Below are 13,821 nucleotides of genomic sequence, written 5' to 3' on the forward strand. Positions count from 1 at the left end.
TTTAAGCATCAAAGATGCCGCTTCCCCGGACCTGGCCCCTCGTACGTATGTAACTTGAGCGGAACCCTGAGATGCTTACTATGTGTTTGAAGGAAGTATATCATACGAAATTCGTCAAAATACGACAATTGTCAAATTTTCTGACATTCTTTATTTTATTGCTCTCGTTCCAAAAAAGCGAGCACTTCTTCTCGTGTTGGCAAAGCGGTCATGGCACCTTTTGTTGAGGCAGCAAGAGCACCAGATACAGCGGCGAACGTACCCATCTGTTTGAGCGTCTCTGGTTGGATCTCCTGTAGTGTACACTCTAAATCATTCAATTCGGCAAGAACACTTGAAACGAACGCATCTCCTGCACCTGTTGTATCCACTGTATTCACCTTAAAAGCGGGAACACTTATTTTATGTGTATTGGTGTAAAAGGAGCATCCCTGCTCACCCTTTGTAATGATGAGTAAAGGAATGGCATAGTCCCTCAGCTTTAATACTGCTGCCGTTTCATCAGTTTCACTTGTTAGAAATTCAAGTTCTTCCTCAGAAAGCTTCACAATATCACTTGTGAGAAGGACAGCTTTTATTTGTTCCAGCGCAGAAAGCTCGTCCGGCCAGATGGAGAGACGAACGTTTGGATCAAATGAAACAAGCATTCCATTTTCTTTTGCAAGATGGATGGCCTTATGAGTGGCTGCTCGACTTGTATGATGAATGGTTGAGATAGAGCCGATATGTAAGATCTTAGCTTTCTGAAAGAGTGCCTCGTCCAAATCATCTGCAGACAGCAATTGATCTGCACTTTCATCAATTAAAAATTCAAAGCTGCGCTCGCCGTTTTCAGCAAGCTCCACAAATACAAGTGGTGTCTTAGCAAGCGTTGTTTGCTTTAACCCATGCGTATGAACACCATAGGATTGCAATGTGTTTTTCAGGAAGTTTCCTAAAAGATCCCGGCCAACAGATCCGATGAAATAACTCTCTATACCCAGACGGCTTAAACCTACTGCGACGTTTGCAGGAGCACCACCAGGACTTTTTTGATAGTTGGTATTCTCTTGATCTAAAGGGATCATATCAACCAATAGTTCCCCGAGCGAAATGACTCCGTTCTGATTTCCCATCCTCATACCCACCGCCTCTTCATCTTCTGCTATTACTATAGCATGAATGGCAGAAGATAGAGAGATTAGAGGTTGATACGTTCGCCAGTTCGAGATGATTCGATAGCTGCCCAGGTTAATTGTAGACTCTTGATGTTATCTTCAATAGATGTAGGTGGAATGGTATTGTGTTTGATGGATTGAATGAATGTATCCAATGAGATCATTCGGTCTGATTCCGAAAGCGTGACGAGTGGCATTTCCACCGGCTCATCGGTCTCTCCTTTATAAAAAAACACACGATCATCAACCAGCTCAATGGCTCCTTTTTCACCAACAAACCGGATCGTCCCATTCCATGTTGTTTTCTTTCCAAAACCAGCCCATCTTCCTCGGTATTGAACACGTGTCCCTTTTTTAAAATGTATGGCTACATCTGCATGAGGGTTGCCTTTAAACCAACTCCAAGAAGGCTTAAAGCTTGTAGCTTGAATGGATTTGGCTTCATCATCTAATACATACCGGAGTAAATCAAAGTGATGGATCGCCATATCCTGAAGGAGAATTTCCTTGTACTCATCTCTCCAGCCACCAAAGTGTGTTGCCTTATTAAAATCATAATCAATGTATTCAATGAACCCAATCTCCCCTGTTGAGGTTAGCTGCTTCACTGTTTGAATTTGCGAGTTCCAACGATAATTTTGACTGACCATAACGTGCTGGTCAAAGGATCGACTAAAACGTAAAAGCTCTTTTGCTTCTTCCTCTGTATCTGTTAAAGGCTTTTCCATCATGACATGTAATCCAGCCTTTAATGCAAGTTCAGCTAGCGCTTTATGTGATTTAGGTGGCGTAACAATTAGTGCAAAATCGGCTTCCACTTCACTCAGCGCTTCCTCAAAGGATGTAAATGATTGAAACGACTGAATGCCGATTAGACTCTCAGGCTGTTGATCAACCACCGCGACAATCTCTACTTCTTGATGTGCAAGCATCAGCTCCAGCCACGACCTACCAAAGCCACCTAACCCAACTTGAATTGCTTTTACCCTTTTCATTTTCTTCCCCTCTCGTGCACGGGGACGTTCAGCTACCCTGTGCTACTTCCATTCATGTTTAATTTGGCGTAAACACATGTATCACGATAGGACCTGCCATCGGTGGACAGGCTATTTTGTTTTAAGATTGCTTCTAGCTCATAACCCAGCTTCTCCGGAATCGCTCGACTTAATGTATTAGCTGGATCACAGTGAATTTCAAGGCGATGTACGCCCAGTTGTTGAAAGGCAAAGCCTGTAATGCCTGCTACGGCCTCGGTCATATAGCCTTTTCCACTATGACGCGTATCCATCCAGTAGCCGATTTCCATCTTCGGCACGGACCAGTTGATATTATGAAGTCCGGATGAGCCAACAAACGCACCTGTTTGACGATCAAATAAGTGAAGTCGCAGGTCTTTCTTTCGCATAAATTGTTCGTGCGCGTATCGTACTCCATTTTCCGTTTGTTCAATCGTTGTCTGATAATGAGCCCAGTGAATCCATGGCAGCATCTCCTTTAATGAAGCTTGTTGCGCTTCAAAAACGGCTTTCCCATCCCCAGGCATAGGAAGTCTAATAAACAGCCTTTCCGTTACAAACGATTGCGGCACATTAGGCAGCATATTCAGCATACATACACCCCGTTTCACTTCTATACACAAAGTATAAGTGTCACGAGCAGGTCCTATACTAAACTTTTGCATCAAGAATTACACGGTGGCAGACACCATGCTTGCCTGCTTTAACTCTAATTGAGCAAAGGTACGTAGGACAATGTAGAGCTGGATAAAGCAAAACAAACTAATTCCAAACAGAAAAAGGAGCACTGGAAACAAAAAGAGAATGTGATAAACCGTTAAGACAGCAGCGACCATATATAGCGTACGTACCGGCATATACAAAGCAATGAAAAACGACTGCTTGAATGAATCTAACAGCGTCAGATCAAAATGAACGGTTGCCGGGAACACATACAGGGCTGTAAGTATGAGTAATGCCGCTACAAGGAATAAAGCATATCGGACAAAGATAACAACCCATGCAGACTCCACTATAAAAAAGGTAGAATTCACATAAATCATGAAGGCGCTGAGGAGAAGCACAAACGTTAATCCATTCCCTCTCAAAAAATACGTTTTATACTGTTGCCAAAATGTTCGCCATACAGGTACATCTGCCTCTTTTCTCATCCATCGCCTAATGACGTCACACATGGCTAATGTACTTGGACCAAATCCAAAGAGCAGAAGTCCCGCGACTGTCCCGATTAACCACAGCAGATTCAATTTCACTAGAAATAAAAAGACTTCGCCAACTGCATAGATTCCACCTGTTACTCCCTGACCTAGCATTGAAAACCCTCCTCACTAATTGGTTAGCAGAACAGGTCCAAGTAAACCAGATTCTCTTGCAACCCGATCCATCTCGTTTGCCTTGCTATTAGTAACGATGAGAACAAATTTGTTTAGTCCTTTCTTTAACAGCCCATCAGGTATAACGAATTGATACGGGGCCCAAAGCTTATTACCAATGTGGGTCTCATTAATCCAAAGCTCTGCTATCTCAAACAGTGCACCGGCATCCAGTTTCGAGAAACGCATACACTGTTCATGCGTCAGTTCTACTTTTGCCCTGTATTGAACTGTACCTGAAAAATGTGACCACTCTTTCCCCCATGTGATCCATGATGCAAGCTTTGTTTGAGCGATCAGTTCTTCACAGCAGGTAATCTCCCAGCCTTCATTTGGTATCTCTAAAAATGAACTAGATTGATCTGTATCTATTCTTTTCTTTTTTGTATCATCCTTTGTAGGAACAAGGATGATGCTTTCACGGCGTTCAAGTACACACTCAAACAGGTGATTTGATTGTTTCTTTACAGAGGCAATTGTCCCAGTCCAGGGGTTCCATGCTTGTAGTGAAGACGTATGAATTGTACATGTTCCCTCAAATTGTTTCTCTCCTTCATTTACTAGGAGATAAAAAGATTGCCCATCCTTCTTCACATGTGATACTCGAATGGCAGGTGAGTGTGGAGTCAGCTTCAAGGTGCACTCTGAAAGCGGATCTGCATGATGAAGGACGTTTCCCCCCTGTTGTTTAAATGCATCTAGCCATCCCTTTGTTTCTTCTTTTAATCTGATCTCATCCAGAGCAATCACTGTTTGATAGCATTGACTACCAATTACAAGGGTTCCCTCCTCTATCAATGCTCGATCTAAAAGATTCTCCTCCAAATAGTTAAATTCTATTTGATGCTCATAAAGTAACTTGATTGAGGTAGAGGGTAAGTCGTTTTCTGTGCAGAGAACAGCTACCTGTGCCTGGTTCACCGAGTCTGTCATAAGCCAGCTTAAACGTTTCATATAGGTTGAGAATTGATTGTAGTATGGCCACCAGCTATTGTGCATGCCAACATCAGGTGGACGCTCATGGCTACGCTCTTTACCTAAAACAGAATAGTAGAAGGCATGTGGACAAAATAGATTCACTCCCCGAACAGCTAACCAATCGATATACCACTTCATATCGTCCGCTGTAAGTGTCCAATCTCCATCCTTACTGCATACACCAAGAAATTCATTCAAATTTCGACGTTTGCCAGTGTGCCTCGCCGCATCAGCACCGCATTTAGCAGCTGTAGAATGCGGACCTTCCAACGCTTTATGATCTTCCGGCGCCACCCACCTCCAAACCACATCCTGTCCTGGAATGTGAAAGTGCTTTAACAACCCAATATCCGTACTCGCTGCCGGGTGCCCCGTTAAGGCTAGGTTGTTTTCTTCGCACCAGTTGGCTAACTGTTGATAATAAGCCGCAGATAATCGTTCATTCACTGCTTGATTAAAGTGACTGCGAATGGAATCCGATCCACGGCAGTTGAGCCATAAAGCAGCCAGCTCTTCTTCAGAACCACCATATCTAATAAAGTCTTCAAGGAAATTCTCTGTCCATGGTCTTAAGGAATCGGACGTGTTTCGACCGAGAATATCCGGTTCATCGGTAAAAAATGCAGTGATAGTTGTACCCATCCACTTTCCAACATACTGTTTGTAGACATCATGTGTATGACGGATAAATGATTGAACAGCTAATGGGTTCAAGAGATCAGCCGATGCTGGTGCCCCAGGCTCCCCGTCATCCTCCCCAACATGTACACCTCGAATGGTTCCATTTGATGGCCTATCAACAAATGCATAGACTACCTTATTTGGAGGATTCGTTTTAAAGGCTTGTAAAGATAGGATTTGAACATTTGGATCTCCATTTACGTTTTCGATGATTTGAAGTGAGACTAACCGTTCATCCGTTGCCAACTCCAGCCCTTCTCCTGGTTGTATCTCCATCATTTCAAGTCCTCTGCTTGCAAACATTGGATGATCCTGTACGACACGTCCATGCGCAGAGCCCGATGGATACATGGCCTCATCGTACAGCATGACATTCATGGATAAGCAACTCGCTTCTGCTACAGCCGTTCTCACATAAGACATAAATTCATCTGAGAGATAGCGAATTGTCTTAGGAAGTCCTAGACGAGGGTGAATCACAAATCCTTCAATGCCTTTTTCATAGAATTGATGAATCTGACTCTTAATCTCCTCATGTGTTAACGTATCGTTCCAGAACCAGAAAGGAACTGGGGTGAATTCACTTGGCGGATGAAGAAAGTGTTCTCTGAGTGATGTCATCAATGATCCTCCTGTCCCAATGTCTTTATTGTCCGTGCTTCTTGCGAAATTCACTTGGTGAGAGATCCACCGACTTTTTGAAGATTCGATTAAAGTAACTATGCCTGTAGCCGACTTGTTCTGCTACTTCATGAATCTTTAAATTGGTTTCAATCAACAATTTCTTTGACTGATTAATCCGAAGATCTGTTAAATAATCAATAAACTTTATACCTGTTACCTTTTTAAAACTTCGACTTAATGTGTGTGCATTGGTTTCAAATGTTTCTGCACAGTGATCAAGGGAGATTTCATGCATATACGATGCTTTAAGATAAGTGATGACATCCTCAACCAGTCCCTTCACCTCTTGATTAACCCGTTCCTTTAAATGAGCTAAGTAAGGTTCAATCACATTTGTTTCCAGCCAGATCAACATTCTCACTGGTTCTTTAATAATACTCAGCTCCGCATAGAGATTCCGGTTCAAAAAGATCTCTTCTAAATGGATGTCTGAATGAAGAATCTCGTGCTGAATTCGGCTAAACAACTGCAACATCCCCATTTGAATACTTTCCCAGGTTTTCGCATGAGAGACTAATTGATTTAGAAAACGTTCGAGTTGATGGTGGATCTCCTCTCTATCACCTTTACGAATGGATTGAACCACCTCTCGTTCTACTTCAAATGGATAGCTAGACTGGTTACGCTTATGTTCTTTTTGCGTTTCTTCTAAGAATAGAATCTGGTTTTGGTTTTTAAATCGGCGTTGGTATTTGCCTTGCCTCGTCTCTTCGAATAATGCATGAATTCTCTTAACCTGACTGGATGGCTCACTTACTGAAATAATGAGCTGAAGCTTCAGAAGTCGATTCACAATGGAGGTTAACTCCTGTACAAATGATCGAATCGACTGCGTATGAGATGGCTCTTCAATAAGAAACAAGCTAACAGACAAATCGTAGTTATCCAACACCGAAAATTGATCAAAATACCTTTCACAAAGCTCTTCAACAATGTTTTGAATAGAGAATGTGATTAACCCTTCATCACTTGTAATGAAGCTATGATTTCCTTCTTCCATTCCAATTGCTTGAATATCTATCACCCTAAAAACACGATTATCAACTTCCCACCCATAGTTTTCCATTCGTTCGGTTAATTGTTGCTTCGTTTGTTGGTATAAGTATCCTTGACTCAGTTGAATTAAGAAGCTTTTTTGTAGTTGTGGAGTTTCAGATGATAATCTTGATTTTAGTCGTTGCCTTTCTTGATAGAGCTGGGTAAATCCTTTCTCTAACAAAGTAAACTCGCCTTGAGGATGATCAGATTCATCCCCTTCATCCTCTTTCTGAACTTTTTCGATTAAGCGTTCGACCGGGCGATAAATGGTTTGTGACCCAAACCAGGTGAGAATGAGGGCAACAACTAATCCAGTGAACGAAATGATAACAATGCTCGTAGAAATCCACTCGATAGGAGCGGTAATCGCTGATAGAGGAACAGCTGATACGTAGGTCCAGTGATCATTTACTCGGTCAAATGTACCAAAGGAAACAGAGTAGCTATCTCCGTTATAAACGTATTCAACGGAACCAGAACTGTCTTCAAGCTGCGCTACCTCATTTTTTAAAGCGCTTACAAAATGAGCGTTACTTGAGTCCATTTCGGGAACAATCATCTGTTGACGGCTATTCATAATAAAGGTGATACCTTGCTCATCCGTTTTTAACGTTTGGATAAGTTGACCGAACGTTTTCTGATCGAGCGTCACACTCAGCAATCCAAGTGGCATTTGACTTGCACCTGGAATGGAATGACTTAATATTGTAGACTCTTCTCTATCTGAACGAGGCTGCTCTGTGTGAGTCCAGCCCATTGAATGGTCAGATTTTAATAATGATTGATAATATGCATATTCTACTGGCTTCACTTTACTATAGAATGGGCTAAATAAGAGTGGTTCCTCGTCTTTATTAATGTATAGTTCTACTCGTTCAATTAAGGGATGACTTCCTTGAATTACCGTAAGTAGCTGCATCATATCTCGTGTTTCAAGAATGTCTTTTACAAAGTTACGGTCCATTAAATCTGGACCAAAGCGCTTTTCAAACGCCCAGTATGAGAGTGATAGTTCTAGATATTCAAGTTGATCATCTACCATTTCGGCTGTTTCAGCAATTTGAATGGTATGACGTTCTCTTAATTCCTTTTTAACAGCCGTAACCCCAAACCATTGGATACCTACACCTGAGGTAATTCCTGGTATAAACGTAATAATTAAGATGAGCAAAAAGTTTTTTCTGAAATACTCTCGACTCCATCCTGTTTTAATTCGCTTAATCAGGTTCAACTTGATTCCTCCTCTCGTACAGTGGCACATGACATTGTACATTCTATTCTATAGCACGAGAGGTCAGGAAAGAAGTCTTTTCCAATTATAATCAGTTATCCTTTAACCGATCCAATCAAGATACCCTTAGCAAAGTGTTTCTGTAAGAATGGATAGAACAGCAGGATTGGTAAGGTAGCAACAACAATAACCGCGAGCTTTAAGGTTTCAGCAGGAGGTTCTTGGAACATCGTATCCACCTCTCCACCAAGTCGAGTATCCGCAACATTCATAATCTGTTGAAGCAATAACTGAACCGGCCATTTGCTGCTATCACTAATGTAGAGAAGCGCCTGAAAGAAGTCGTTCCAGTAAAAGACAGCATAAAACAACGTGAACGTAGCAATCACCGGTTTAGAGAGAGGAAGGATAATCCTCCAAAAGATGCCGATCTCCGAACATCCATCAATCTTAGCCGACTCCTCCAATTCATGAGGAAGCATTTGAAAAAAGTTTTTGACAATAATTAAGTAAAACGGATTGATCGCAAGGGGGAGAATTAATGCCCACAATGAATCGAGTAACCCAAGTGTCCTGACAACCATATAGGTAGGAACCATCCCCCCACTAAACACCATGGTGAAGATAATCATGTTCAGAAGCATGTTTCGTCCAATTAACCCTTTGCGAGAGAGTGGATAAGCCATCGTCAAAGTGAGAAACAAGCTGACAATTGTTCCACCAATCGTAACTAAGACCGAAACACCAATACTTCGAACGAATGTAGTCGTTGAAAAGATATATTCATAAGCATTTAAAGAAAATGTTTGAGGCCAGATAAAAAAGGATCGCTCAATGACTTCGGATTCGGTAGCAAATGAACCAGCAACAATATAGACAAATGGCAGAAACGTCACCAGTCCAATGAATAACAGAATGATATGATTAAACACGTCGAAAACTCGACCTGCAGGAGTGTTATGGATCTTCACCTGTGTTCCTCCTTTTCTAGAAAATACCGCCTTGACCAAATCGTTTGGCTAAATGGTTCGCTCCAAAAATTAAAATAATCCCTACGACGGCTTTAAATAAACCTACCGCGGTACTGTAACTAAACGCACCCTGGGTAATCCCCATAAAGTACACATACGTATCAAACACATCAGCTACATCACGGTTTAATGAGTTTGTCATCAGATAAATTTGCTGGAACCCTTGATCTAAGAAATTTCCTAGTCTCAAAATAAGTAAAATGACAATCGTACTTCTTAATGCCGGAAGCGTCACATGCCACATTCTCCTGAAGCGACCAGCCCCGTCCACAATTGCCGCTTCATATTGCTCCTGGCTTACACCAGCTAGAGCCGCTAAAAAGATAACCGTTCCCCAACCACTTTCCTTCCAAATAATCTGGGCAATAATCATTGGTCTGAACCAATCAGGATGGGAAAGAAACGAAATCTGGCTTCCTGTAAATCGTTCCACTAAAACATTAACAATGCCTCCACTCGTTGTTAAAAACACATACGAAATACTTGCAATAATCACCCATGACATAAAGTGTGGCACATAAACTAGAGTCTGAATGGTTCGTTTGTAGATCGAGATCCTTACTTCATTTAATAGTAAGGCTAAAATAATTGGTGCCGGGAAGAAGAAAATCAAATCGTATATCGCTAAAATCACTGTATTTCTCATTAACCTGACAAAGTCAGGATCACTAAAAAATCGCTGAAAATGCTCAAACCCTACCCACTCACTCGCCCAAAATCCAAGAAAGGGCGAGTAATTCTGAAAAGCGAGTAAGACCCCCCACATTGGTAAAATCTTAAATAAGAGAAAGTAGATCACACCCGGTAAAAGCAGCAAATACATCCATTTATCCCGTAGGATCTTTTGAAATCTCGATCTTTTTGGCGGTACTTTTATGGGTGCCTGAAGTACAGATTCACTTTTTAGCCTTGTCACAGAGCCACCTCCATCATCTTTTTGCCTATACAAAAGGCACAGGTCGATTACACGTGAGCTGTGCCTCGTTTTGAACGTCGTTTAATTGGTTCCTGATTGAGCTTCTTTATATAACTCATTCATTTCATTGACGTAATCCTCGCCCCCAGAATTCATCCATGTTTGCACTGCTTCGTCAAAGCCTGCATCATCCAATTCACCAATGATGTACTGAATGCGAGCATCTGCAATAACATTATCGAGCTGTTGACCTCGTTGAGCATAGATTTTTGATACGAGTGGGTACGCTGGATCTGGAAGTACAATCTCTTCGTTTTGAACCATAACCTCAATGGACCGTTTCGTAAGATCTGATTCCTCTTGCTTTAAAAATTTCTCTTCAGGAAGATACATTTGAATCTGGTTTAAATCCTGAAACTCATTGCGCATTTTCTCATCATCAGCGACAAGGCTCACTAAATGACCATCCTCTACTTCATAGTGGCGACCTTCAATCCCATTAATCGTAAGGTTTTGTGCTTCCTCAGAATTTAGATCATTTAAGAATTGAAGCACTTCTTTTAATTCTTCCTCATTTTTTACCGACGTTTTTGAGACGGAGAATACGCTGTGATAACCTGTTGTTGGTTTGGTGACTAGACCATGGTCCCCACTGACCGCCCCAAAGACATCTAGAACATCATCCAGCTCTGGATCTCGATCCATCATCGCTTTGTTAATTCGACCAGCTGTATCCGCTACATCAACAATTAGTCCCACTTCTTCGTTAATCATCGGATTAGTCCATTGCGTTGGATCCATAATGGCAAAGTCCTCATTAATCAGACCTTCCTCATAAATTTGATTAAACCACTTAATCGCTTCACGGTACTCATCCGTTGTAAAGTCTGGAATTAATTCTCCATCGTCATCAAAGCCCCATTTATTTGGCGCACCAAACCACGTTTGCATAATGTCCCATGGACCCTCAAATTCTGAAATCGCCATTCCATACGTGTCATCCTCACCATTTCCATCTGGATCGTCATAAGTAAACGCTTTCAAAACTTCATGAAAGTCATCTAATGTTTCCGGCATATCCATTCCTAGGTTTTCAAGCCAATCTTTCCGAATCACTACAGCATTTCTTCCAAGAGGTCTCGCTCGTGGAATCCCGTAGATACGACCCTCAATTGAGACATTTTCTTTTACAATATCGTTGACCTTGAGATTCTCATAGTCATCAAGATAATCCGTCAGATCCCAGAACGCACCGTCACGTACAGCGCTTATATAACTTGGACTCTTATCGCCAAGCATCACATGAGGTAAATTTCCTGAAGCAAGCGTCACGTTAAATCGATCGCCATACGTTGTAGAAGGAACAAATAACATATTCATCTTCTTACCCGTCAGCTCTTCCAGCTCTTTAATGACTGGACTATCATTCTGTGGAGGCTCAGGTGTGTAGCTCATCGTCATGATATCGATCGTATCGATGGCTGCTCCCTCCCCACCCCCTTCAGTAGAAGATCCTTCTTCACTACAGCCTACAAGAAGTACAACTCCCACGCTTAATAAGGACAAGCTTAACTTTGCTTTTTTCCCTCTAAACATCTAAAACGTCCCCCTCTCAACTTTGCAGGATTGTCATGTTCTGCCATTCAAATATAGAATGGACTGACTTTACCGACAATAGTTAATTTTTGTACTGGTTAATCGCTATGTATCAGTACTTTGAGTCATTCCTAATACTTTTTTGCACACTAATACTTTTTTGACACACGGCAAAAAGAACCTGGGATATAAAAGTTATTTAGAATAGAAATTATGATTGTAGCAATTCAGCCGCTACAGGAGAATCCCTCGCTTTCCGCGGATACGGCCTCAGCCCCTTCCGCGGAAAAGACGCCGCTACAGTGTCTTCACCACATATTTTACCGCAGGAGTCTCGGGTTCTCCTTCCGCTTATTTTGTTAAAAATACGAATAGCGAATGATTCGATCCTGGAATCATTCGCTATTCGTATTTGTATTTTTTATTAAACCCTAAGCTGCTTAATATGGAGTAGAAGGTTCTGTTCACTCTCTTCATCCATACTTCTTCTGATGTTCCTTCTTCACCTTTAAGTACTCTTCGTCCTCACGCACAGTGATCCATTTTTCTTCAAAGATCTCTGCTGATTTGGCTTTTGTTTGATCAATATCACGCTCGTTTAAATCTCCGTTTTTGTCGTACTTTTTGCCACCGGGGTAGTTAGCGTAGCGGCGTGCTCTTGTATAGCCCATCTGTAAAAACTTTCGTGCCATATCCATTCCAACAAAATCATCGTTTTTTTTATAATCACAGTATTGCTGATAAATCGTATCCGCTGACTCCTGAGCAATATCTGGTGTTTTGAACCGCCAATTAGGCAAAATTTCTCCTTTATAAGGCTCAACCATTAAGACACCTTGCTCACCACGACCAACCTTATACTTATGTGGTTCTTTGCGAAAATCAGTGTTATCAAAGTCAACTGAATCGTAGTATCCCATTTTCTTCACCTCACCCTTCGTGTACCCCAATCCGGCTTCATCCACACTTCTATGGAAAACAGCTCAGTATTGATTTATAGTATGATTAGATCGGTTTAATAAAATGAGGTGTTAACAAATGAACATGAACGTATTACGAATGATCCGAATCCTGATGAATGTGATTCTTCTAGTGTTGGCTATTTTTCATATTGCCGGTATTATCACAATCTCTCCAACATTGTTGCTTATTCTAGCTACAATCGTCCTGATTAGTATCTTCTTTACAAGAAGAGCTGAGACAAAAGAAAAGCGTGAACAAAAAGAATAGAACGTAAAATAAACCGGGCCATCTTATCATGACCCGGTTTGTTGTCATTCCTTTACAAATACATTTACTCCCCGCTTCTCAAGTATCTCCATAGCAGCTCTTATCGGCATGCCCTTCAATTTAAATTCCTTATCAAGCACTGTCTCCATTTCATTAACAGTTGACAAGTAAGTAGTCGTTCTGTCTCCGTTATTATTTTCAATCGTAAACACATTATTGAAAAGAGAGAGTGATCGGTCCCGATTGTTTTGCCATACTTTACAACGGAGAATCTTCATAAAAGATGCTTCAGGTTGAACTGACTTACGATAAATCGGTTTAAATTTATCAACCTCAGCAATCTCATTTAATTGAAAAGTCCAATTCATCTCTCGCTTTTGATTATCCTTCCACCTCAAGTATTCATATCCCGAATCTGTTTGTATGATTTGTATTTTGTCAGAACCAAATATTCTAGTGGAGGGTTCAATTAGGTCAAGGTTAATCGGCTTGAAAATCGGTGCTGCAGATCCTACATCCACATAAAAGTTCGCTTCGTTTAACGTCACGATAATCGCTAAATGATCTTTTCCGACTTTTACTGGTGAACAGTTAAACCCAATTTTAAGTAATAACTGCATAAATGAAGTGTTTAACGTATAGCACGTTCCTCCAAAATAATGCTGTGAGTAATTCTCAATAAATTGCTCTGTAGATGGTATCCAATCTTCACCTGAATCTGTTAGGATCAACTTACTAATGTTTTCAAATGCAAATGTATGAAGGTGAGCATGACACAATTGATACAAGTAGTCATATGATGGCTTATTTAACTCCATATTTAAAAAAGCTAAATAGTGTAAGCATTGATCGTTCCTCATTAAAACCCCTCCTTTCATTAAGGTTACATT

The 13,821-nt window shown here is 41.2% G+C and carries 12 protein-coding genes; 1 reads left to right on the forward strand and 11 read right to left on the reverse strand.

What is annotated here, in order from left to right:
* Nucleotides 1-155: 155 nt before the first annotated feature.
* The 10 genes from ACQKKO_RS07640 to ACQKKO_RS07685 all read right to left on the reverse strand — a co-directional run bounded on the left by ACQKKO_RS07640 (nucleotide 156) and on the right by ACQKKO_RS07685 (nucleotide 12,621).
* On the reverse strand, nucleotides 156-1,121 hold the full coding sequence (locus ACQKKO_RS07640) for a carbohydrate kinase family protein (RefSeq protein ID WP_498645877.1): 966 nt from the start codon (nucleotides 1,119-1,121) through the stop codon (nucleotides 156-158).
* Between the two features lie 59 nt (nucleotides 1,122-1,180).
* Entirely contained in the window at nucleotides 1,181-2,152 is a 972-nt protein-coding gene (locus ACQKKO_RS07645) for a Gfo/Idh/MocA family protein (RefSeq protein ID WP_498645879.1), read from the reverse strand.
* A gap of 32 nt (nucleotides 2,153-2,184) precedes the next feature.
* Entirely contained in the window at nucleotides 2,185-2,766 is a 582-nt protein-coding gene (locus ACQKKO_RS07650; protein ID WP_498645881.1) for a GNAT family N-acetyltransferase, read from the reverse strand.
* Between the two features lie 78 nt (nucleotides 2,767-2,844).
* Complete coding sequence (locus ACQKKO_RS07655; protein ID WP_498645882.1) at nucleotides 2,845-3,486, reverse strand: YesL family protein; 642 nt, start codon at nucleotides 3,484-3,486, stop codon at nucleotides 2,845-2,847.
* A gap of 15 nt (nucleotides 3,487-3,501) precedes the next feature.
* Entirely contained in the window at nucleotides 3,502-5,826 is a 2,325-nt protein-coding gene (locus ACQKKO_RS07660) for a glycosylhydrolase-like jelly roll fold domain-containing protein (protein WP_498645884.1), read from the reverse strand.
* 25 nt (nucleotides 5,827-5,851) lie between these two features.
* Complete coding sequence (locus tag ACQKKO_RS07665) at nucleotides 5,852-8,158, reverse strand: helix-turn-helix domain-containing protein (protein ID WP_498645886.1); 2,307 nt, start codon at nucleotides 8,156-8,158, stop codon at nucleotides 5,852-5,854.
* A gap of 95 nt (nucleotides 8,159-8,253) precedes the next feature.
* On the reverse strand, nucleotides 8,254-9,129 hold the full coding sequence (locus ACQKKO_RS07670; protein ID WP_498645888.1) for a carbohydrate ABC transporter permease: 876 nt from the start codon (nucleotides 9,127-9,129) through the stop codon (nucleotides 8,254-8,256).
* A gap of 16 nt (nucleotides 9,130-9,145) precedes the next feature.
* The gene (locus ACQKKO_RS07675) at nucleotides 9,146-10,066 is read right to left on the reverse strand and encodes an ABC transporter permease (protein WP_498646324.1); all 921 of its coding nucleotides are present in this window, start codon (nucleotides 10,064-10,066) and stop codon (nucleotides 9,146-9,148) included.
* Nucleotides 10,067-10,186: 120 nt separating this feature from the next.
* Nucleotides 10,187-11,701, reverse strand: coding sequence for an extracellular solute-binding protein (locus ACQKKO_RS07680; protein ID WP_498645890.1), 1,515 nt, complete (start codon nucleotides 11,699-11,701; stop codon nucleotides 10,187-10,189).
* 473 nt (nucleotides 11,702-12,174) lie between these two features.
* Nucleotides 12,175-12,621, reverse strand: coding sequence for a DUF4385 domain-containing protein (locus ACQKKO_RS07685; protein ID WP_498646326.1), 447 nt, complete (start codon nucleotides 12,619-12,621; stop codon nucleotides 12,175-12,177).
* A gap of 118 nt (nucleotides 12,622-12,739) precedes the next feature.
* Between ACQKKO_RS07685 and ACQKKO_RS07690 the strand changes: the two genes are divergently transcribed.
* On the forward strand, nucleotides 12,740-12,931 hold the full coding sequence (locus ACQKKO_RS07690; RefSeq protein ID WP_498645892.1) for a hypothetical protein: 192 nt from the start codon (nucleotides 12,740-12,742) through the stop codon (nucleotides 12,929-12,931).
* 44 nt (nucleotides 12,932-12,975) lie between these two features.
* Here ACQKKO_RS07690 and ACQKKO_RS07695 read toward each other — a convergent pair whose 3' ends face one another.
* Nucleotides 12,976-13,791, reverse strand: a complete 816-nt coding sequence (locus ACQKKO_RS07695; protein ID WP_498645894.1) for an arylamine N-acetyltransferase — start codon at nucleotides 13,789-13,791, stop codon at nucleotides 12,976-12,978.
* Nucleotides 13,792-13,821: the final 30 nt, after the last annotated feature.

This window comes from Alkalihalobacillus sp. NPDC127517 (assembly GCF_050276055.1).
GTDB lineage: Bacteria > Bacillota > Bacilli > Bacillales > Bacillaceae_D > Alkalicoccobacillus.